Below are 21,408 nucleotides of genomic sequence, written 5' to 3' on the forward strand. Positions count from 1 at the left end.
AAGACGAAGAAGAAGAAGAAGAAGACGAAGAAGACGAAGAAGAAGAAGACGAAGACGAAGATGAAGAAGACGAAGAAGACGATGCATAAGACAAATCCCCCCTTTATATTAGGGGGGATTTGTCTTATGCTATTGTTCATTTTATGAAATTTATATACTAAATAAGAGGTTGAAGTAAAGGATAAATATATTCTTCAGTAAGTTTAACTTTCTCACGCATTAACGGCCTGTAAAAATCCGAGTGTTTCAACTAGTAATCAGTGGAGTAAAAAAACACTGATTAAAGTTTTTCTTTATATAATTTGAATTTTAAGTGGTCGCATTAGATTTTTTACAGGTTGGTGTGTTGGTATTGTAACTTGTTTATATACTTGTTTTAACTTATTAGCTGTATGCATAAATGTAAAGTTTTTTTCAACAATCTGTCTGCCATTTTGAGCCATCAATTTTGCGAATTCTGGTTGAGATAGCAAACCTTGGATAAGCCTAGAAAACTCTTTCGGGTTATTATATTGTTCAATTAAACAGCCGTTATGTTCATCTGTTATAACTTCTGCATTTCCACCACGGTTTGTTGTAATGATAGGGGTTCCAGCAGCCATTGCTTCATAATGAACACGTGCTAATGGCTCATGCCATTGCGAACTGCAAACAAATATATCTCCCATTAAAAATATATTATGAATTTGATTTGCTGGAATAAATTTAGTGAAAAGCACGTGTTCTTTAATAGGTTTAGCGAGACTATGCAATTTTTTAATATATTTATTTACTCCGTTATCACTAAACCATTTACCTCCAACTATAACGAGTACCGCATCTTTATGGGCTTTAATAACCTCTTTCATAGAATGGATGAGTATATCTGGTCCTTTATTTTTGGTCAATCTACCGACAAATAGAATTACCTTTTTATCTTGGATAGCGTATTTTTTCCGAAATTCGTTTCTAATTTTTTGTCCGTTGGGAGTCCAAATTGGGGGAGATGTTTTTATATTTACACCAGAGTAGACGATCGAAATTTTATGTTCAGCTTGTGGGAATCTTTCAATTACTGTTTCTCTAATATAGTTACTAACCGTAACGATAGCTGTAACCATTTCAATAATTAGGTTGCCTTCAAGGAAAGATATTTTGTGTTCAGCAAACATATCATTATGAAGACCTAATACAAATTTACTGCCTGGAGAGGCTTGTTTATATAGGGGGATATTTTTTGGACGATTAAAAACATGTATAATATCAAAAGCATTGGATTGAAGTGCTTTTATAACATTCTGCTCATATTCAATTTGAGGGAAATACATGTAATGAATATTATTTTGTGTTGATTGTTTTGGAAGACTTGGGTCTGAAATGGAAAAAATAGTAAGGTCGAATTCTTGACATATATAGGGGGATACTCCATCAATCATCATTTGAATTGCACCACCTCTAATTGCTGGAGAGGGTAATTTTTCAGTACATATATATGCGATTTTCATGAACTAGTCTCCTTTATAAAGTTGTTTTATATACTTATATTCTGCTTCCAATCCATTAGCCAAAGAAATAACTGGATGATATTGTAATAATTTATTAGCCTTAGATATATCTGCCCATGTTTGTTTTGGTTCGCCAGGAATTGATTTTAGAAAAATTTTATGTGCTGATTTACCTGATATTTTTTCTAGTGTAGAAATGATATTTAAAATGGAAGATCGTTCTGTTCCACCGATATTTATAACTTCTCCTACTATATGTTCGCTTGTCTCTAAAGCAGCTATGGTTCCTTGTATACAGTCATCGATATAGGTAAAATCACGTGTTTGTGTTCCATCACCAAATATTGTGAGAGGTTTATTTTCTAGTATTTGTTTAATTAATCTGTGGAATGCCATGTCAGGTCGTTGTCTGGGTCCATAAACTGTAAAATATCTTAAAATCACAATTGGTATTTGAAAATTTTTGTGGTAAATATGACATAGGTGTTCACTACTTAATTTTGTGACACCATATGGAGAAAGGGGATTCGGTAATAATTTTTCAGACACCCTCCCGGATTTTTCTCCATAAACAGAAGATGTTGATATCTGAATGAATTTCTCTAAATTTATCTCTTTACATGCTTCAAGTAAATATTGTGTAGCAAGTATATTATTGGTTACATAAGGATCGAAATCCTTTCCCCAGCTTGTTCTTACGCCAGGGATAGCAGCTAGATGATAAACGACTTTTACATCTTTTAAAAGCTTGGGTAAATCTGTAGTTAATATATTTTCTCTTATAAATTGAAATCGCGGATTCGTTTGAAGGGTCTGAATATTATCTATTTTTAAGGGTATTGGGGTAGGACCAATAAAGTGATCAATTCCAACTACATGATATGACTTGTTTTTAAGTAATGCTTGACATAAATGAGAACCAATAAAACCGGCGGCGCCTGTTACAAGTATTTTCATGAACGACCAACTCCTATATAGCGTAAACCGTACTGCTCTATTTCATCTTTATCAATACAATTTCGTCCATCCACAATTGTGCATCCTTTCATTAATTGTTTGACTTCTTGCCAATTAAGTTTTTTAAATTCGTCCCATTCTGTGGCAAGAATAATACAATCAGAATTTGTGATTGAGGATTGTAGGTTTTTATGTTGTGTAACTTGTTTATTCAAATGAGGAGGAAGAGCAGCTTTTGGATCATACGCATGTAGGTTGTAACCAAGAGGAAGTAATTTTTCAAGAAGTTCTACAGCAAGTGAATTACGAATATCATCAGTGTTTGGTTTGAAGGAAATTCCTAAAATAGTTATTTTTTTTGAAGATGGTACTTTTATAGTATTTTTAATTTTTTCAACATAGAGGTCAATCTGTGTAGAATTAATGGATTGTACAGCTTGCAAAATAGGAACGGTTATCTGTCTATCATTTGCTGTATATATGAGTGAATGTAAATCTTTTGGGAAGCACGATCCTCCATATCCCATTCCTGCTTGGAGAAAATGGGGATTAATTCGAAAGTCGTAGCCGATTCCTTTTGCCACTTCATTAATATTAATGTGATAAGCGTCACAAATCCGGGCGATTTCATTTATAAAAGATATTTTTGTAGCCAAAAATGCATTGGCTGTATATTTAATCAGTTCAGCTTCGTTTAAACCCGTACAAAGGAATGGAGCATTAATCTTTTTATATATATTCTGCATAATTTCTAATGACTTTGTGTCATTTTTTTGGATACCAATAATAGTTCTATCCGGAATAAGCATATCTTGAACAGCAGATCCTTCACGGAGAAATTCAGGGTTAGAAACAATATTAAATAGGGATGACGGTACACCATTTTTAATGAGCATTTCATATAGATGTTGATTCGTTCCAGGTGGAACTGTGCTTTTAGTAATAATTGTTTTATACTCTTTTATTTCTGGAACTAGTAGGTCAATAACAGAGTATAAATATTTTAAATCTGTCTTTCCACTGGGGGTAGAAGGTGTTCCTACAGCGATAAAAATAACTGATGATTGTTGTATAGCTAGACTAATATCATGTTGGAATTTCAATTGTTTTCGATTTTTGTAAATAAGCTCTTTTAAACCTGGTTCGTAAATTGGGCATTCTCCCCCTTGGAGAGCTTGGATTTTATTATAATTTTTGTCTACACAAATAATAGAATGACCTAAATCGGCTAAAACCGCCGCCGATGTGAGTCCAACATAGCCAGATCCTATAATACATATATTCATACGGCAAATCACCTTTCTGAAGTTAGTACTAGTTTTTACAGTATATTAGTGGACAAGTTAGAATGGTGACATATGAAAAGGCCTATTCATACAAGCGATGTGAGATAGGAGCCTTTTTTAAATTTGTGATGCGCGGTTAAGGGTTCTATTGAATATAATATTGAAAATATGTTGAAGAAGGGGGGAGAGAGGAATGATAAAAAAAGCGATCATTCCAGCTGCTGGTTATGGTACAAGGAGTCTTCCTATTACAAAGGTAGTTCCGAAAGAAATGTTTCCAATAGGTAATAAACCTGCAATTCATTATATTGTAGAAGAAGCTATGAAGTCAGGTATTGAACAAATATTAATTGTTCTTTCAAGTAGAAAGAACTTAATAGTTGATTACTTTGATTATTCATTAGAACTAGAGGCATTTTTAGAAAGGGAACAAAAAGTCGAATTGTTAAAAAAATATAACATTCCTAACATTCAAATCCATTATGTAAGACAGCCGTATGCGAGAGGACTTGGTGAGGCAATAAAATTAGGAGAAACATTTATTGGTAATCATCCTTTTGCTGTACTTTTGCCAGATGATATCATAATTTCTGATAAAGAAACTGCCTTAAATCAACTAATTAAAATATACGAAGAGACAAAAAGTAGTGTATTAGGTATCCATACAGTACCAGATGAAGATTTAGGGAGATATGGAATTGTAAATGGGAATAGTGTTAAAGCAGATTATATTCAGATTACAAATATTGTTGAAAAACCAAAAGTAAATCCTCCATCTAATCTTGCGGTGATTGGACGCTATATTTTTACGCCAAATATATTCCAGTTGCTAAAAAAGGTTGAGCCTGGACATGGAGGTGAGTATCAACTAACTGATGCAATAGAGTCTTTGCTTATGACTAAGAACGTGTATGGCAAAATTATTGATGGAAAAAGATTCGATATTGGACAAGAAAATGATTATATTCAACTTCTTAATTTTATACATGGAAAAAATAGAACAAGCATGAATTGAAATGGTGTGAAATTTCTTAATATACATGAACTTGAAAAATTCCAATGTGGATATATGCTTACTTAAATCATTGATAGTACAGGAATAAAGCGAAATATGATTTTGAACTCAAGAAAACCTCAATGTACTTTCTACTTCATACCGTGTAAATGAGATTATTAATAACTGTATATAATAATGGGATATAAAAAAGTTCTTTATTAAAATGTGGTATGTATACTACTTTTTAATAAAGAACTTTTTTATGTAACGACAATTTTTCTGTTTTTTTATTTAAATTGAATTTTGTAACAATTATTTTTAAGTTATAGTAGAAGGATTGTAATAAGTAATGAGAGAAGGTGTATACAAGGAGATGAATAAGATGATTAACAATACAATTCCAAGCTTTTTGAAGCTTTTGGAAAGCGATGATATAGGATTACATGACTTGAACAAATATTATGATATGTATCCAGAAGCATTTGAAGAGTATTTTAATTATCATTGTCCTAAGACAGAAGAACGTCTTTCTAGTGCAATTAAAAAGTATCCGGAAAAACTAGAAGACATTCGTATTATTTCGGATACTTTACCATCTATTATTCAAGAAATTAGTGAGGAGTATCGCATTCAATTTGGTTTTAATATAGATTTGACTTTTCATCTATTTGTAGGTGGATTTGGTTCCAATGCATTTGTAAAAAGAGATATTATGGGGGATATATTTCTTGCGGCAGAAAAATTATCTCCTGAAAGGGAGCATCTTCGTGTTATCGTTGCCCATGAAATCGGTCATATATATCATAATTTCGTATTGCAAGAGAGTGGAATGGATTGGACTAAAGCACAATGGACTGATGCAGCGGTTAGTTTATATCGTGAGGGAGTCGCGACATATTTATCGCAAATAATAGCTAAAGGATTAAGTAAATCAGTCTATTATTCATATGATAATGATGGTGATGATTGGTTGTATTGCTATGAAGAACATAAAGATCAAATTAAGAAACATTTTTCACAAGATTATATTAAAGGGTGGACAGATGAAAAAGAGAAAGAATGGTTCCGTTTATCAGGAGGGACCTATTTCGGATACAACCGACTTGGTTATTTTTTAGGAACATCATATATAGAGTATATAGTCCATACTTTCGGAGAAACCGAAGCACTTACTTTTTGGAGCAAAAATAATTTGAAGAGTAGTGTTATGGAATGGTTGCAAAAGTGAATATGTTGAAGAGGGAGGCTGAAAATGATGAAAGTATATATGAAAGTGCTTATAGTATTCCTAACTTTAACGTGTGTAGCGGCTTTAACCGCGTGTAATAACGCTGAGGAAAAGAAACAAACTAATTCAACATCAGAAAATAGTACGGAAAAAAAGAGCGATACATCAGAAACGGGTAAAAAGAATGAGGACACCGCTTCGAAAAAAGAGAAAGAGTCTGTGGAAAAACCAAAAGGTCAAGATTCGGTAAAACCTTCAACGGAGTCTAATACGAAAAATACAGTGCTTAATCAAAAATCAATTAACCATGTAAAAGATTTATTTGAGCAAGCGAAAGAAGGTAAAGTACCTAACGTACCATATGCAGCACATACAGGTGACATCGAGGAAATAGAAAAAGCTTGGGGAAAAGCAGATAAAACTGATCAAGCAGGAAACGGGATGTATGCAACTTTTACAAATAAAAATGTTGCATTTGGATTTAATAAAGGATCGCAAGTCTTTGATGTTCGCTCTTACCATTCAGAACTTAAATCGATTACGTTACAAGAAATTGAAAAGGCTTTAGGAAAACCAGCGTCAGTTAAAGAAAATGGTAATGACAAAATATACGTTTATAAAGTAAATAACCAGTTTGAGTTGAAATTTGTTATTCCAAAATCAACCGGTAAAGTAAATCATATTTCTGTGTTCTCACCGGAGGATAGTATTAATAAAATGGCAGGATAAATGAAAGAGCTGTTCCTATAGGGACAGCTCTTTTGCTCGGTTTCTTTCTAACGTTTGAACAAAAACAGATTGAATGATACCACCGATTATTAATAAGAAGGCACAAATATAAAATAAAGTGCTGCCGTTAAATTTGCTTAATAATAGAGCGCCTATAAAAGGGCCACAAGTTCTTGAAATATCCCAATGTATACCGTAAATAGAAAAGTACAGTCCGCGTCTATGACTTGGAGCGATTTGTGAAACGAATCGTAATAAATGATTTAAAGCGATACTTTCCCCTATTACTAAAAAGAGCAATGTAAAGAATAATGACCATATTGTTGTAGAATAACCGTAGCCAATCGCAGCTAACGTATAGCAAGTATAGGAAATAACAATGATTTTAGGCATAGAAAACTGTTCAGACCATTTCACAAGGGAAATTTGGAGAATCACTTCCATGACAGCTTTACAAGTTGAGATAAACACGAGTACAAATAGAAAATTTGGAAATACACTTTCGGCGAATATACGATAATTTGATTCGGTTTGGGCGTAGAAAAAACTAATCGGTAGCGTAGAAACCATAAGTCCAAACACAGCGTAATGCTTTGAAATAAATTGTTTTGGCGAATATACTTCTTTAGTTTTATTAACGTTTTTCATGAGTGGAGCTGTTTCAGGAAGCTGCGTCCAAACGAGAATAGCATATAGCGTAAGGGCTACACCTTGCAAAATAAATAAATACTCAGGGTGACTAGTATAGAAAAAGGCGCCGATTAATGGGCCAATTACAGAGCCGATTGCTCCCGTAGTATGCAGAACAGCAAATATTTCTGCCTGTTGTTCTTCCTTCGTTAAGTCAGCGATTTGTGCTCGCTGTGCCGGAATATATAAAGAGCGTCCAATACCATTTACTACATACAATAAGGCGAAAAAGGCGACCGATTCAGCAAAAACGAAGCCGCTTACGGCAAAAGCTTGTAAAAGTAATCCGAGTAACATTATTTTCTTTCGGCCGTATTTATCTGTTACACCCCCAGCGATTAATGTAAACACAATATCAGCGAGAGGCTGTAATCCGAAAAGAAGCATTGTAACGATGACATTACCATTTAACGCTTTATTAACGTGAACAATAAAAATGATAGCTAACATCGCTTCAGTCGTCCGGACTAACAATTCACCGAACAACCGAATGAGGATTGGCCTGTTATAACGTTTTAAAAGATGATTCATTTCTAATTCCTCCTTTCTATATTAAAATGATAAGATGGAAGCTACAAATGAAAAAGGGTAGAATGAAAGGGGGAGATTTTTCATCTTTTAGGGGGGCGTTTTATGAGCATTTTGGAGCAATATATGCACCTATGGCTCCAGTATGGAAAAGGGAGAGCAGAGGGGGAGCAATTAGAAATAACAATACAAAATATATCCGAAACATTATTTTGTACAGAGCGGAATAGTAAACTAATCATAAAAAAATTAGAGGAATTACATTGGATTGTGTGGTTTCCTGGCCGAGGAAGAGGGAATCGTTCAAAGTTGTTATTTCAAAAACATCCACTTTTATTAATTTTAGAAAGAGGAAAAGAAATAACGAAACAAGGGGACGTAAAAAGTGGAAGTGCATTTATTGAAAGATATAGCTCGTATTTTCCATCACTTCAAACGCAATTTCAAACGTGGATTGATTCGATATTCGGTTATCAAGTCGAAAGGACATCTAAAGGGAGAAGAGATGTGCTACGTTTGCAAGTCCAAATGAATCTAGATATTGCATTAGATCCTGTATACGCTACGATGCGTTCGGAATGTCATATGGTAAAACATATATACGACACGTTAGTGTATATAGACGGAAATACAAACAGTGTAGAGCCAAGACTTGCGTTTTATTGGGAATATGATGACCAGAAATATATATGGACCTTCTACTTACGAAAAGGTGTTCAGTTTCATAACAGGAAAGAATTTACTGCTTATGACGTTGTACATACATTTAAACGATTCTTGAAAGCGAAAAATAATCCGCATGCGTGGATGTTACAGCACGTTGAAAGTTTACATATTCTTGATGACTACATTGTGCAGATTCGTTTATCTACAGATAATAAGCTGTTTTTACATGCTTTAAGTACAGAACAGTGTTCTATTGTAAATGAAGATGGAGATGGAAGGTTAATCGGTACTGGACCGTTTCGATTATGTGAAAAGAATGAGGATGTATTCGTATTAGAAGCAAATGATTTATATTTTCGCGAGCGACCATTTCTCGATCGAATTGAATTATGGAATGTAGAGCACAGCGTAAATACGTGCGATATTTTAGCGAAAGCACATTATAACAATATAGAAAAGCATCATAAAGAACTAACTAGACTGGAGTCGAATGTAACATACATTACATTAAATACCGCCAAAGAAGGACCTATGCAAAACACGATGTTTCGGAAAGCTCTATATAAAATCATTCATAGCAATGCGCTTATTGAGGAATTGCAAGGAGCGCGCGGAGAAATAGCAGAAGAATTGCTTCTAACAAAGGGTGATACAATACATATAAATGAGGATATATATACGCTTATTAAAGAGAGCTCTTACCGTAATGAAACACTGCGACTATATACATTTACAGAACAAGATCATGTTGAAGACTCATATTGGATACAAAACGAGTGTGCGAAGTATGGCGTTACTATTGAAGTCGTTTTACTTGAAACAAAAGAGTTATTACAAACAAGTACGATACAAAAGGCTGATATAATGCACGATAGTGCGACGATTAGCGAACGGATAGAAGATAGTTTACTATATATGTTTCTTACAAAAAATAGCTTTATTCATCAGCATAGCAATATAAGATTTAACGAAGTATTGCAGCCTTATTTTACAGAAAATCAATTAGAGAAACGGATGACACTGTTACGCGATATTGAGGGCACACTGTTACGTGAAATGCATATCATTCCTTTATATCGCAATAAACAGCGGGTAAGTTCACACGAAAAAATACAAAATATAACGATTAATTCACAAGGCTGGATTGATTTTTATGATATATGGTTTAAAGATTGAAATATATAGGTTCTTGCGCATTTTAAAGATATGTGTAAGAACCTTTTTTGTATGTAAGTCAGGTTTGTTTCACACACTGTTACGCTATTTGTTATAAAAGTCTGTTTACAGCGTAACAGTGTTATGTTACATTGTTATCAGGAAGGAGTGACATACAGTTGAGTACAGATTTAATTTCAAAAAAAGATTTATTAGAACTAACTGGTATTTCATACGGGCAGTTATATAGGTGGAAGAGAAAAAATTTAATACCGGAAGATTGGTTTGTACGGAAGTCAACGTTCACAGGTCAGGAAACATTTTTTCCGAAAGAAAAGATATTAGAACGTATTGATAAAATCCAAACGATGAAAGAGGATTTATCACTTGATGAATTAGCAAATATGTTTTCACCGAGCGTAACAGAGATTCTTTTAGCAAAAGAAGATCTCATCCGTAAAGAGATTACATCAGAATCTGTTTTACAATTTTTCATGGAGCAAACGAACAAAACGGCAGATTTTCAATTTGCAGATATTCTTTATGTACACGTGTTAGAAGAACTTCTTCAATCAGGAGATGTTAGTTTAGAAGAAGGGAAAATGGTTTTACAAGTTTTACGTGAAAATTATGAAGCGATTAAACATAAAAATTGTGACTTAGTTATTATTCGGAAGTTAGGGATTTCTACATGCTTCTTAGTATCAAGCGTTGAGGATTTAATTTTTGAAAAGGGAACAAAGATTGTTTTACGTGTAGCAATTATGAAATTTACCGAAGCATTAAAAACTAAACTGTTGTAGTGGAGGAGAAATAATGCGTACAGAAAATTTAATAATAAACGGATATGGTTCATCAAACGGTGGAGAGTTTCATAAAGTGCAACTAAATGGAAAAGGAACTGTTAATGGAAACGTTGAGTGCGACCAATTTGAATGTAATGGTTACGGAATTGTTACTGGTGATTTGAAAAGTAGCGATGCGAGAATTAGCGGATCAGGTAAAGTTGAGGGTACAGTTAGTGCAGAAATGATGCGAATCGATGGGAAAGGGACAATTACACAAGATGTAAAGGCGACCACTTTAAAAATTGCAGGAAAAGGGACGATAGGTGGTAATGTAACTGGTGAAGAATTTAAAATCAATGGTCAAGCTACGATTGATGGTAATTGTGAAGTTGATATTTTTTCTTCAGAAGGGCAATTTACAGTTGGTGGATTATTAAGCGCAGATGAAATTAATATAAATATTCATGGTACATGTAGAGCGAAAGAAATTGGTGGCCAAACCATTAAAGTAAAACATAGATTGAGTGCTTTTAGTAGACTATTTAAAACAGTATTTGGCTTACAGTTAGAAGCTGAACTGCTAGAAGGTGACAATATCGATATTGATTATGCTCACATTAAAACAGTAAGGGGAAACAATGTTACTGTAGGGCCGAACTGTGAGATTGAACTAATTGAATATACTGGGGTTCTTACTGTTGATAAAAGCGCAAATGTAAAAGAAATTAAGCAAGTTTAAGTTTAAAAGGGAGAGAGGAATCGGTATGGAAAATCAACATAGTCTTACTGTAAATGGATCAGGTAGCTCAGCAGGTGGAGATTATAACAAAGTAAAGATACGCGGCGAAGGAACAATCTCTAATCATATGAGTTGTAATGATTTTAAAACGTATGGTACGAGTGAAGTACGTGGCAATATGAAAGCGAAAAATTATGTCGTGTATGGAGATAGTGAAGTACAGGGGAATATGGAGGCGGAATATGTAAAAGTATATGGCAATGCCCAAGTACAAGGCGACGGACAAATTAATAAAACAAAAGTTAGAGGTATGATAGAATTTAAAGGGAAGCTATCCGGTGATTTCGTAGATGTGAAAGGCGCTTTAAATGTAAAGGGAGATATAGAAGTAGAGGAATTATTACTAACTGGTGGTCTTGAAAGTGATGGTTTGCTTAATGCTGAAAATATTGAAATCTCACTTCGTTATGAAGGAAGTAAAGTGAGAGAAATCGGTGGGAAAAAGATTACAGTACGTAAAAAAGCGAGATTTATTCCTTTTACAAGTCATGCAGGAAGCCTTCAAACATCAATTATTGAAGGGGATGATATTTATTTAGAACATACAATAGCAGACGTAGTAAGAGGAAATCATGTTATAATTGGCCCTGGCTGTGAAATTAGTGTAGTAGAATATCATACTAGTTTTAATCAGAAAGGTAATGCAGTCGTAAAAGAACATAAACAAATATAAGTAGTATGAGGGAGAGCAAGGTTATGGTTGAGAAGAATAATAAGCTCGGCTTTGTTGTGGCGGGCTTATTGCTAGGGATTTTAATGGCATCAATGGATAATACCATTGTCGTAACAGCGATGGGAACAATCGTTGGTGATTTAGGAGGCCTTGAAAACTTTGTATGGGTCGTTTCTGCCTATATGGTCGCAGAAATGGCAGGTATGCCGATTTTCGGTAAACTATCAGATATGTATGGTAGAAAGAGATTCTTTATTTTCGGTTTAATCGTCTTTATGATTGGTTCGGCACTTTGTGGAACTGCTGAAAATATTACACAGTTAGGTATTTATCGTGCCATTCAAGGTATTGGCGGCGGGGCACTAGTGCCGATCGCATTTACTATCGTTTTTGATATTTTCCCTCCAGAAAAGCGCGGGAAAATGGGTGGTTTATTCGGAGCAGTATTTGGTTTATCAAGTATTTTCGGGCCATTACTTGGCGCATATATTACGGATTATATTAGCTGGCACTGGGTGTTTTATATTAACTTACCACTTGGAATTTTGGCACTTATTTTTATTACATTATTTTATAAAGAGTCACGAGTTCATAGAGAACAAAAGATTGATTGGTTTGGCGCAATTACTTTAGTTGGTGCAGTAGTTTGTTTAATGTTCGCCTTAGAATTAGGCGGACAAAAGTATGATTGGGATTCTAGCTTTATTTTAAGTTTATTTGCTGGGTTCGCTATTTTAGTAATTGCTTTTATTGTTATTGAACGAAAAGTAGAAGAACCAATCATTTCATTTGAGATGTTTAAACAACGTCTATTCGGAATGAGTACAATTATTGCCTTATGTTACGGGGCGGCATTTATGTCAGCAACTGTGTACATTCCGTTATTTATTCAAGGTGTATACGGTGGTACGGCAACAAACTCAGGATTATTGTTATTACCAATGATGTTAGGATCAGTAGTTACAGCGCAGTTAGGTGGATTTTTAACATCGAAACTTAGCTACCGAAACATTATGATTATTTCTGCTGTAATTATGCTAATCGGATTATTCTTATTAAGTACATTAACGCCAGAAACAAGTCGTATATTATTAACAATTTATATGGTTATTATCGGTTTTGGAGTTGGTTTCTCATTCTCTGTACTAAGTATGGCTGCTATTCATAACTTCGGTATGGAGCAACGCGGTTCTGCGACTTCAACGAGTAACTTCATTCGTTCATTAGGTATGACACTTGGTATTACAATCTTCGGGATGATTCAAAGAACTGGTTTCCAGGATCAATTAGAAGAATCGTTTAAAGGTATGAGCGGAGGAATGAATACAAACGCTTTAGGAGATTCAAGAGCTATTCTATCAGAATCGGCAAGATCTCAAATTCCGCCGCAAATATTAGATAAAATTATTGAAGCTCTCTCTAGTTCAATCGTTCAGACATTTATGTGGGCGTTAGTCCCCGCAAGTTTAGCGTTCGTATTCGTTTTCTTTATGGGAAATGAGCGCATGGTATATAAAAAAGAACAAAACAAGGTGAAAAGTGAAACATCAAAAGCGTAAAGAAAAAGCTCCTTTCAATTTTGAAAGGAGCTTTTTCATATGTACGGAGTCGAATTAGCCTTCGATAATTTCGTATTCTTCGTCTGCTAATAATAAAATTTGTGTTTTCTTACCTTTGTTTTGAACTTCGATTACATCATATGTACCTAAGTCTCTTAGCTTGCTTTGAGAAGCGTTAACCATAACTTCCATAGAATCAATTAAGATATCTTCTTCAACGTATGATTCAGGTAATGCCATATCTTCAGTATCTAATACACATGTATATAGATTTTGTAAGTTCTCAGCAGTTGGGTTTTGTTCCTCAACATCAATGATGTTTTTTACTGCTTCCATATTTTCTTCTTTTGCTTGATATACTTTAATTTTAGTCATTGTTTTAATCTCCTTTATTACGTAATCTTAGAGGCTGCATCTCATTATAACGCTTTTTCATTGAAAGATGAAATTGTTATATGTATTTATAGTAAAAATTATGTGTTATTACTTATTATTGGTGTAATTTCCATATTGATGTTAGGCGTAACTAATTATATCCTTACGTTAAAATTATATTGTCCAAACTTTTCATATATCCCGCTCATATTATGTGTATTAGATAAAAACATATAGGGAAGGGATTGAATGTAAGTGGATTGCGAACCGAAACGAAATTGTCAATGTTGTCAAAATAGTATATGTGAATTTTTACAAAGTCTAGAACCTTTTACTAAGGTTGAGAGTATCGTAATAGCCGGAAAGGAAATTTTTGTATCCTATTTTCTTTCATTTAACAAGATGAAAGGTATCGTGTCATTTGTACAAGAGGACAATGATGTTATTTTTGTAGATTGTTCAAAGATTGATGCGATTCGAATAGGAAAAGTGTGTAGTTGTAAAGCGAAAGTTAAATTTATTGAAGAGGATTTTAGTCTCCTTGGAAATGTTTGTCCACATTGTTTAACGGAGGGAAGTACACTCTTTTTCGACTTTTATAATTCTGAATTGAATTTATCTCTACAAGCAAAAACAATTGATGCGCCTAGATGTATTGAATTTACAGATGAACTTGGGAATGTAGTAAAGCAAATTACAATAGTAGGTGAAGCGATAGTTTCTAAAGATTTTGTTCAAGTGCCAGAACTATTAGATTTTCGATTGATATTATCGGATACGGCTTCAAATCCTTTGAACTTCGGATTACTGTTCATTAATTTCCCTGATATTACGTTTATTATTCTTTTCGCATCAAGTGGATACTTCAACATTGCGAACTGTTTAAAAATAGTGAGTGGAACTGGTAATGCTGAAATAGAAGAGATGAAAAAGATGGTAACGAATGACAATAATACGTACAAGTCAATTGTTAAATTGACTAAAGTATATAAAAATGGAGGAACAGAATCATTTGTTTATAAGAATGAGTTATAACATATATACTTAAATGAACCCTTAAACCAATGTTGAGGGTTTTTACATAATAAAAGATTATAGATTACGAATTATTATTAAGTATATTATCTGTTAACCTTTATACTGGGCAGTCATTTACTAATTATTAGATGTTATAATAATTTTATATTTATGAATAATTTATAATTATATGGAGTTTAGTAGACGTTTGCTTATACGTAGAATAAAAGGACTTATGAAAAAAAAGTAGAAGTACATTGATTCTAACGAAAGCAGGAATGTAAATGATATATGAAGCGAATATACATACAAGAGAAAAATTAGTATCTATGTTTAAGGATTTTAATAATGTTGTTTTACTGTCCTATATACAAGGACATATGGGAGAGGCTTGGGTAAATGATCTTGAAAATCCAACAGTAGCGCAAGTTACGGTAGGGATTTTCACATTTTACACTGGGGATTCGAATGCGAAAGAAACAGAAGAATTATTACGTAATATTCCTGATAGAATGTTAGTAATCGTAAATGGTGATGAGTGGAAAAAGCGTTTAGAAACATTTTACGAAAGAAAAATAGATAAGTTTTTACGCTATAAATTCAAACGGAATTCGGAAGTTTTTGATCGTTCAAAATTACAATCTTTTATATCAGCGCTTCCAAAAGGATACGAATTACGAAGAATAGATGAACACATCGCAAATAATTATACACTACATAAGCTTTCTGAAGATTTTACAAGTCAATTTCAATCGGTAGAAGATTATATAAACCGAGGTATAGGTTATAGTATTTTGTACAAAGGAGAAGTTGTATGCGGTGCATCATCGTATAGCATTTATGATAATGGCATTGAAATTGAACTTACGACTGATCACAATCATAGAAGAAAAGGATTAGCAACTATAGTTAGTGCAGCGTTAATCTTGGACTGTTTAGAAAAAGGCATATATCCAAACTGGGATGCAGCGAATACGACATCTGCCAAACTAGCAGAAAAACTAGGATATGTTTTTGACAAGGCATATGACACTTATTTTGTGGATAATAGATGAATGAGCAGGGATTGTAAGATTTGTACAAAATAAAGCATTTAAAAAGGGAAAGACAAATGACTAGAAAGTTTCGATTGCGTTGTTAAAAACTCCAATGGAAACATTAGAGAATAAAATAATTAGTTCAATAATAAGGAGATTTTATAATCTATTGAGTATAAAAACCGGCTTTTTTAGTCGGTTTTTATTTTTTTATAAAAGGGGACAATAGTCGTGATGTTCTATTTTGTGGATAGTATTAAGTTGGTAAATGGTTCTTATTAAATGTATCCTTTGTTAGATAGAATAAAAAACTCTTGAAAAATTAATTTTGGAACACCTATTAGCTCTATCATAAAAAAGTCGAGAAATTCTATTTTATATAGGTAGATATCAGTATAGGCTACGTATATTAATTTATGTGTTTTTAACTATCCAGAAGAAATGAATCTCTTATTTTGCAAATGATAAAAGTGACTATGATACAAACCCACGCATTAATAGAAAAAGTACATATACAGTATAGAGAGTTGAAAAACTCTAAATTTTTTTATAAAGGAGATTATAAAATATGAGTGAACAATGTCCAATTAATGTACCATGTCAGGTAGTAGGACAAACCCAAACACCATTAAGTGATGCAGCTGCAACGCCAATTACTACTCCAGGAGCACCAATTGTAAAAATACCGGTTGTATTAGCAGAAAGAACGATTCAAATTGTTGTAGAATCTGATATTCGATTAGATCCTCCAGCGGTTGAAATTAAACGTATCTTAAAAAATGCATTTTTAACACAATGTAAGTTAGTTCCTGTAGCATTTACTCCAGTACCAGGTACACCTTACCGCCGAGTTACAAGAGCAAAATTATTTGTACAAGGATATATTCGTAAAAATATTGAATATGCAAATGACGAGTGTAATGGTGTGCTATATGACCGCATTGCTAATGTTCCATTTTCTGGTTTTGCTGATTTAACAGCTGGTGATTTTCTATCACAAGCTATAGTAGCTTCTTCCTCAGATACTACATCTCACTTTATTAATCCTAAAAATGGGGATCTACCACGTTTAGACAAATACTTCTTCGAAAATACAGTGTTTTATAATGAACAACCGTATTGCGAATTAGTCAGCGCTCAATTTTTTGAATTAGACTTTTCACCTTGTCCAACAGACCTAAACGAACCATTTGATACTCTTCGTGAAAAAATTGTACTAGATCTTACTTTAAAAGTTTTACAAGTACAACAAGTACAAGTATAAAACTAAAAAAGCATTGTCTTTGATAAAAAGACAATGTCTTTTTTAGTTTTATAAAACATATATAATGATGAAATGGTCGCGTACAAAAAACATATTTTTATGAATTTCATTAGACGGGGGGATGGTGATGAAAAATCCATGGGTTGGTCAGGAAATATGGAACAAAGTTTATAAAGGGAAAAAGCTGAATGTTCAAGATGATTCACGCGAAATAAGAAAAAAGGAAAAAAGTGAAGAAACAGAATTAGAGAAAGAAGATAAAGCAATTGAATTAAAGAAAGAAAGTAAAGAAACAGAATCAAAAAAAGAAGATAAAGCGATTGAATTAGAGAAAGAAAGTAAAGAAACAGAATCAAAAAAAGAAGAAGAAGTAATTGAATTAGAGAAAGAAAATAAAGAAACAGAATCAAAAAAGGGAGATAAAGCGATTGAATTAGAGAAAGAAAGTAAAGAAACAGAATCAAAAAAAGAAGAAGAAGTAATTGAATTAGAGAAAGAAAATAAAGAAACAGAATCAAAAAAGGAAGATAAAGCGATTGAATTAGAGAAAGAAAGTAAAGAAACTGAGTCGGAAAAAGAAGAAGAAACAATTGAATTAGAGAAAGAAAGCAAAAAAACAGAGTCAAAAAAAGAAGAAGAAACAATTGAATCAGAGAAAGAAAGTAAAGAAACAAAGTCAAAAAAAGAAGAAGCAGTTAAATCCGAGAAAAAGAGTAAAGAAACAGAGTCAAAGAAAAAACGTCTAGATTCAGAATCGAAAATAGAGACCTCAGTACGTTCAATAGTAGTAAAAACCCCATTTTCTATTATTTCAGATGTGACTAGTTTTATAAAATTCCCTAATATGAATGTGAAAAATCAAGAAGTATTTGTATTTCGGAATCAAAAAGATGAAAGGGGTCGTGAATTGGATGCTAAGTTATTAACTACAGTGCAACATTATCATGGAGAAGTTAATTGTAATTTAGTTTCTTCAAACCTTTATGAAAAGAGAGTGCTTTTAGAACTTTCTAATCAAAAAATAAAAAGTAATATGGAAGAGAATTGGGTAGGAACATCTTCGTGGATCCCTATACACGGTATAATTTTAGATAAGGAAGATGAAGGAGGAGTAAATAATTATATACCTGCGAAATTCCCAATAGAAATAGGGAAATATAAAGGTGAAATTAATTTACGAGAAAAAGTGGTATTTAAAGAAAAGGTTATAGAAATAAAAGAAGTGTCACAGGAAATTATTTTAACAAAAAAAGAGTTTTTATTACCAAAAATAATAAGGAAAGGAAATAATCCATCTAAAATTGAAAAAGGGAGCTTACTCGTAGAAGGTTATATTTTTCAATGTATTGAATTTATATCGGAACGAAGTACACCGCATGATAACGCGTATCAGTTAATACAAAACCTTGTATTGGAATTAACTGTGCAATTATTACAAGAACAGGAAGTTTGGGTGCGGATTAGATAAATGATTATTTCTCTATCAATCAGCTGGAATTTTTTCGAAAGTATGTAATAGAAAAAAATAAAAAATGTGCTAGCAAGTTTGCAAACAAGCTAACTAACATGTATTAGGACTAGAGGGGGGAATAATAATGATGGATTGCTTTAAAATAAGGTAAACGTGATGAATCTTTGTTAAAACATGTGGTGAAATACAGCGAGTATTCATTCCTAGTTTAGAAAACTTACAATTTAAATAATAAAACATGTTTATCGTAATTATCCAAACACCAACTATATTTTTTTAGAATAATTGGATGGACAACTTCTTTCGTAGTATCGACCCCAGTATAGCCATATTTCTTATAAAAGTTTTCTAGTTCCTCAAAAGGAAGACAATATACATTTTGTACTTGTAATTTTTTCGCAGTTTGTACTAAAAATGAAACAAGTTCCCCAGCTAATTGTAGCCCTCTAAATTTAGGGAGAACAAAAATCCCACCCATTTCTATAGTATCTTCATCTATTTGGACTAGTCGTCCAACACCTGCGTACTCATTGTTGTATGTAATGATCGCAACTGTATCCCGCTTTAAATCACTTCGTACAAACCCTATCGATTCATATTGATTATTAATCCATTCTAAATCATTTGATGTAGCCAGTTGAATACTCATATGCATCCTCCTTCGGAATACGGGTGCGCTATTTTCATTATATAGAGCAAAAGATAATAGATCAAACGAACCTGGATATAATAACGTTTGTTTTATTAGTTGAAGTTGTGAGTTTGTTGGTATTGAAATGATGGCTTCACCAAATAGAGGATAACAACCTTGTGAATTTGGTTTTACAAAGTTAAAGGGAAAATTAGTTTGCGCGTTCGGTAATGCATTATTGTTTAAGCTTATAGAGAACATAGGGTTATATTAATTAGTAGCTGCTGTATTAATTGAAACTATAAAGGAAATGTAATAATTGCCAGCCTAAGTAATAAAAATCGTATTAGGATTTAGTAAAAAGCTCCTCCTGAAAAGGAAAAAAGGAAAAGGTATTAAAGTAAGAGCACTTCGGAAAGTGCCCTTCTGTAACGACTATTTACTCTAAAAAGAAAGGATGCAATATATCATATGAAGTTAAGTGTATATAATTATGTGTCTTTTGTATAAAATTTTTATTTTGTTACAAATAAAAAGGCGGTTGTTTCCTCAAACACCTTTCAGTAAAACAAAGTACTTTTTCGGAAATAAATTATGGATGATTCCTGAAAAAGGTTATAGGATATACTTACATTTTTATAACTAAAGTGATGAGCCCAGGTCATAAGATAGTGCTGACTATATTGTATGAAATCTAGTCTAGAGTAAGAGCAGCTAGCATCAAAAAAACAGCAATACAGGAGGAGGGCATGTATATATAGGTAATTTTGGATGATGCGTAAGGAAATAAAAGTCACTCTTTCGTATGAAAAGCGTGACTATGGTCCTACACATGAAATTGGTAAGCCATTTGAAAATGTTGCTATGGCCAAATGTTCAGCAAAGTAAATGTAAATAAGTTGCTGGTTTTGTAAACGCAGGATTAGGGTTTATAGTTGATGCTAAGGAAACCAAATGAAGTTTATGAAAATGTGAAATAAAAGAGAGCTGTCTTCTTATTAGAAGGCGGCTTTTTGTTTTTAGAAAAAAGAAGTAAAAGTAAAGTAGAAGATTAAGTTACTTGTCCAAACAAATTTTTAAAAAATACATAAAATACTAGTAGTTAGCCAATATTTTAATATTGCTAATTTTTTAGACTAAAAGGGGTGATTTTATGTGTGATTGTGAAGTTTGTAGACGAAAGAAAAACCGGGATCCATTAAATCGGGATTCTGAGCCAATAAAAAAGGATTGCGAACCCAAAAAAGTGGATTCTGAATCAATAAATCAGGATTCTGAACCATTAAATTCTTATTCATTTAGTAAAAATTCAAATTTTTTAGAAGAAGCTATACAAACAGATGAAATCGATCAAGTTTCTGAGGAATATATTGAAATAGTTGATTCAGCAGATGTACAAGTTACTACTACAGATACAAAAGCAGCGTTATCTATCCAAGCAGCATTACAAGCAGCTATTGTGGTTGTAGTAAGTATTTCTATAGCAGATAGTGAAAAAGCAGATAAAATAACACAAGAATTATTTCAAAAATCATCTATTAAACAAATTAATAGACAAAAATTGCTTATTAAAAATTCCAGAAACATATCCGTAACAACTACTGATACAGATATTGCAGTGAATATTCAAATTCTCCTTCAAATTTTATTAGCTTTATTAGTTAAACTAAACATTTTATAAAGTTTCTAACCTGTTTATATTTAGCTATAAAGGTTCATTCTAAGTAAATATTTTTTGTTGTAATATGTGGTACAAGCTTGGACTTCTTATTATGACTGAATTAACATTCAAGATTAATGGGAAAGTAAGTGTGGAAAACTACACAATAGTAAAAGTTAAATACATTATTTAAAAGTAAATGAAACTTATGTTTATGTGAAGGAAAGCTGTCTTCTTATTAGAAGCCAGCTTTTTGATTTTATTAGTAAAAAGAAGTGGAAATAGAAGATTAAGTTAGTTGTCCAAGCAATTTTTATTAAATTACATATAATGCTGGTAGTTATTTGGAGTTTTTACAGAAAATTGATTGGAGTGAATATTGTAAATGGATGATTTAAACAAATTTTCTTCCTT

Annotated in this window: 18 protein-coding genes and 1 pseudogene; 13 read left to right on the forward strand and 6 right to left on the reverse strand. The window is 32.7% G+C overall.

Annotation, left to right across the window (positions count from 1 at the left end):
* Positions 1–293: 293 nt before the first annotated feature.
* From B5P42_RS26685 to B5P42_RS26695, 3 genes are read right to left on the reverse strand one after another with little or no spacing between them, the layout of a single operon-like run.
* On the reverse strand, positions 294–1,484 hold the full coding sequence (locus B5P42_RS26685; RefSeq protein WP_113735621.1) for a glycosyltransferase family 4 protein: 1,191 nt from the start codon (positions 1,482–1,484) through the stop codon (positions 294–296).
* 3 nt (positions 1,485–1,487) lie between these two features.
* On the reverse strand, positions 1,488–2,441 hold the full coding sequence (locus tag B5P42_RS26690; protein WP_113735622.1) for an NAD-dependent epimerase/dehydratase family protein: 954 nt from the start codon (positions 2,439–2,441) through the stop codon (positions 1,488–1,490).
* A complete protein-coding gene (locus tag B5P42_RS26695) occupies positions 2,438–3,727 on the reverse strand; it encodes a UDP-glucose dehydrogenase family protein (protein WP_098777990.1) in 1,290 nt (429 codons plus the stop codon). The genes B5P42_RS26690 and B5P42_RS26695 overlap by 4 nt, the downstream gene beginning before the upstream one ends.
* A 193-nt stretch (positions 3,728–3,920) precedes the next feature.
* Here B5P42_RS26695 and B5P42_RS26700 point away from each other — a divergent pair, with 193 nt between their 5' ends.
* The 3 genes from B5P42_RS26700 (at position 3,921) to B5P42_RS26710 (ending at position 6,681) form a co-directional block, all read left to right on the forward strand.
* Entirely contained in the window at positions 3,921–4,742 is an 822-nt protein-coding gene (locus B5P42_RS26700) for a UTP--glucose-1-phosphate uridylyltransferase (protein WP_113735623.1), read from the forward strand.
* A 364-nt stretch (positions 4,743–5,106) separates the two neighbouring features.
* Complete coding sequence (locus B5P42_RS26705) at positions 5,107–5,952, forward strand: DUF5700 domain-containing putative Zn-dependent protease (protein WP_113735624.1); 846 nt, start codon at positions 5,107–5,109, stop codon at positions 5,950–5,952.
* A 24-nt stretch (positions 5,953–5,976) separates the two neighbouring features.
* Positions 5,977–6,681: a YjgB family protein gene (locus tag B5P42_RS26710; protein ID WP_113735625.1), complete on the forward strand. Its 705-nt coding sequence runs from the start codon at positions 5,977–5,979 to the stop codon at positions 6,679–6,681.
* Between the two features lie 15 nt (positions 6,682–6,696).
* Here B5P42_RS26710 and B5P42_RS26715 read toward each other — a convergent pair whose 3' ends face one another.
* Positions 6,697–7,902 (reverse strand): MDR family MFS transporter, encoded by a 1,206-nt coding sequence (locus B5P42_RS26715; RefSeq protein WP_113735626.1) that lies wholly within the window; start codon positions 7,900–7,902, stop codon positions 6,697–6,699.
* Between the two features lie 62 nt (positions 7,903–7,964).
* Here B5P42_RS26715 and B5P42_RS26720 point away from each other — a divergent pair.
* The 5 genes and pseudogenes from B5P42_RS26720 (at position 7,965) to B5P42_RS26740 (ending at position 13,539) form a co-directional block, all read left to right on the forward strand.
* Positions 7,965–9,741: pseudogene (locus B5P42_RS26720) on the forward strand (ABC transporter substrate-binding protein).
* A 158-nt stretch (positions 9,742–9,899) separates the two neighbouring features.
* Positions 9,900–10,523, forward strand: coding sequence for a YhbD family protein (locus B5P42_RS26725; protein WP_113735628.1), 624 nt, complete (start codon positions 9,900–9,902; stop codon positions 10,521–10,523).
* Positions 10,524–10,536: 13 nt separating this feature from the next.
* The gene (locus tag B5P42_RS26730) at positions 10,537–11,247 is read left to right on the forward strand and encodes a bactofilin family protein (RefSeq protein WP_002189907.1); all 711 of its coding nucleotides are present in this window, start codon (positions 10,537–10,539) and stop codon (positions 11,245–11,247) included.
* Positions 11,248–11,272: 25 nt separating this feature from the next.
* Positions 11,273–11,980: a polymer-forming cytoskeletal protein gene (locus B5P42_RS26735; protein ID WP_016101229.1), complete on the forward strand. Its 708-nt coding sequence runs from the start codon at positions 11,273–11,275 to the stop codon at positions 11,978–11,980.
* 23 nt (positions 11,981–12,003) lie between these two features.
* Positions 12,004–13,539 carry an MDR family MFS transporter gene (locus B5P42_RS26740; protein WP_012261118.1) on the forward strand — a complete coding sequence of 512 codons (1,536 nt, stop codon included), beginning with the start codon at positions 12,004–12,006 and terminating at the stop codon, positions 13,537–13,539.
* 54 nt (positions 13,540–13,593) lie between these two features.
* On the opposite strand, the gene B5P42_RS26745 is transcribed toward B5P42_RS26740, so the two are convergent.
* Positions 13,594–13,914: a hypothetical protein gene (locus B5P42_RS26745; protein WP_078184981.1), complete on the reverse strand. Its 321-nt coding sequence runs from the start codon at positions 13,912–13,914 to the stop codon at positions 13,594–13,596.
* Between the two features lie 255 nt (positions 13,915–14,169).
* On the opposite strand from B5P42_RS26745, the gene B5P42_RS26750 reads away from it, so the two are divergent.
* The 4 genes from B5P42_RS26750 to B5P42_RS26770 all read left to right on the forward strand — a co-directional run bounded on the left by B5P42_RS26750 (position 14,170) and on the right by B5P42_RS26770 (position 18,700).
* Positions 14,170–14,949, forward strand: coding sequence for a BC_2878 family exosporium-associated protein (locus tag B5P42_RS26750; RefSeq protein ID WP_113735629.1), 780 nt, complete (start codon positions 14,170–14,172; stop codon positions 14,947–14,949).
* Between the two features lie 266 nt (positions 14,950–15,215).
* Positions 15,216–15,986 (forward strand): GNAT family N-acetyltransferase, encoded by a 771-nt coding sequence (locus B5P42_RS26755; protein ID WP_113735630.1) that lies wholly within the window; start codon positions 15,216–15,218, stop codon positions 15,984–15,986.
* A 550-nt stretch (positions 15,987–16,536) separates the two neighbouring features.
* Positions 16,537–17,232, forward strand: coding sequence for a CsxC family protein (locus B5P42_RS26760; protein WP_113735631.1), 696 nt, complete (start codon positions 16,537–16,539; stop codon positions 17,230–17,232).
* A gap of 127 nt (positions 17,233–17,359) precedes the next feature.
* The gene (locus B5P42_RS26770) at positions 17,360–18,700 is read left to right on the forward strand and encodes a BC_2427 family protein (RefSeq protein ID WP_113735632.1); all 1,341 of its coding nucleotides are present in this window, start codon (positions 17,360–17,362) and stop codon (positions 18,698–18,700) included.
* 220 nt (positions 18,701–18,920) lie between these two features.
* On the opposite strand, the gene B5P42_RS26775 is transcribed toward B5P42_RS26770, so the two are convergent.
* Positions 18,921–19,352: a GNAT family N-acetyltransferase gene (locus B5P42_RS26775; protein ID WP_113735633.1), complete on the reverse strand. Its 432-nt coding sequence runs from the start codon at positions 19,350–19,352 to the stop codon at positions 18,921–18,923.
* A gap of 1,135 nt (positions 19,353–20,487) precedes the next feature.
* Between B5P42_RS26775 and B5P42_RS26780 the strand changes: the two genes are divergently transcribed.
* Positions 20,488–21,015: a spore coat protein gene (locus tag B5P42_RS26780; protein ID WP_113735634.1), complete on the forward strand. Its 528-nt coding sequence runs from the start codon at positions 20,488–20,490 to the stop codon at positions 21,013–21,015.
* Positions 21,016–21,408: the final 393 nt, after the last annotated feature.

Source organism: Bacillus sp. SRB_331, from assembly GCF_003264175.1.
GTDB lineage: Bacteria > Bacillota > Bacilli > Bacillales > Bacillaceae_G > Bacillus_A > Bacillus_A mycoides.

Bases quoted from the DNA above. Each gene is read 5' to 3' on its own strand.
- B5P42_RS26760 (WP_113735631.1), top strand. From the start codon at position 16,537: ATGAGTGAACAATGTCCAATTAATGTACCATGTCAGGTAGTAGGACAA.
- B5P42_RS26770 (WP_113735632.1), top strand. From the start codon at position 17,360: ATGAAAAATCCATGGGTTGGTCAGGAAATATGGAACAAAGTTTATAAA.
- B5P42_RS26740 (WP_012261118.1), top strand. From the start codon at position 12,004: ATGGTTGAGAAGAATAATAAGCTCGGCTTTGTTGTGGCGGGCTTATTG.
- B5P42_RS26745 (WP_078184981.1), bottom strand. From the start codon at position 13,914: ATGACTAAAATTAAAGTATATCAAGCAAAAGAAGAAAATATGGAAGCA.
- B5P42_RS26730 (WP_002189907.1), top strand. From the start codon at position 10,537: ATGCGTACAGAAAATTTAATAATAAACGGATATGGTTCATCAAACGGT.
- B5P42_RS26735 (WP_016101229.1), top strand. From the start codon at position 11,273: ATGGAAAATCAACATAGTCTTACTGTAAATGGATCAGGTAGCTCAGCA.
- B5P42_RS26715 (WP_113735626.1), bottom strand. From the start codon at position 7,902: ATGAATCATCTTTTAAAACGTTATAACAGGCCAATCCTCATTCGGTTG.
- B5P42_RS26690 (WP_113735622.1), bottom strand. From the start codon at position 2,441: ATGAAAATACTTGTAACAGGCGCCGCCGGTTTTATTGGTTCTCATTTA.
- B5P42_RS26775 (WP_113735633.1), bottom strand. From the start codon at position 19,352: ATGAGTATTCAACTGGCTACATCAAATGATTTAGAATGGATTAATAAT.
- B5P42_RS26700 (WP_113735623.1), top strand. From the start codon at position 3,921: ATGATAAAAAAAGCGATCATTCCAGCTGCTGGTTATGGTACAAGGAGT.
- B5P42_RS26710 (WP_113735625.1), top strand. From the start codon at position 5,977: ATGATGAAAGTATATATGAAAGTGCTTATAGTATTCCTAACTTTAACG.
- B5P42_RS26695 (WP_098777990.1), bottom strand. From the start codon at position 3,727: ATGAATATATGTATTATAGGATCTGGCTATGTTGGACTCACATCGGCG.
- B5P42_RS26780 (WP_113735634.1), top strand. From the start codon at position 20,488: ATGTGTGATTGTGAAGTTTGTAGACGAAAGAAAAACCGGGATCCATTA.
- B5P42_RS26685 (WP_113735621.1), bottom strand. From the start codon at position 1,484: ATGAAAATCGCATATATATGTACTGAAAAATTACCCTCTCCAGCAATT.
- B5P42_RS26705 (WP_113735624.1), top strand. From the start codon at position 5,107: ATGATTAACAATACAATTCCAAGCTTTTTGAAGCTTTTGGAAAGCGAT.
- B5P42_RS26755 (WP_113735630.1), top strand. From the start codon at position 15,216: ATGATATATGAAGCGAATATACATACAAGAGAAAAATTAGTATCTATG.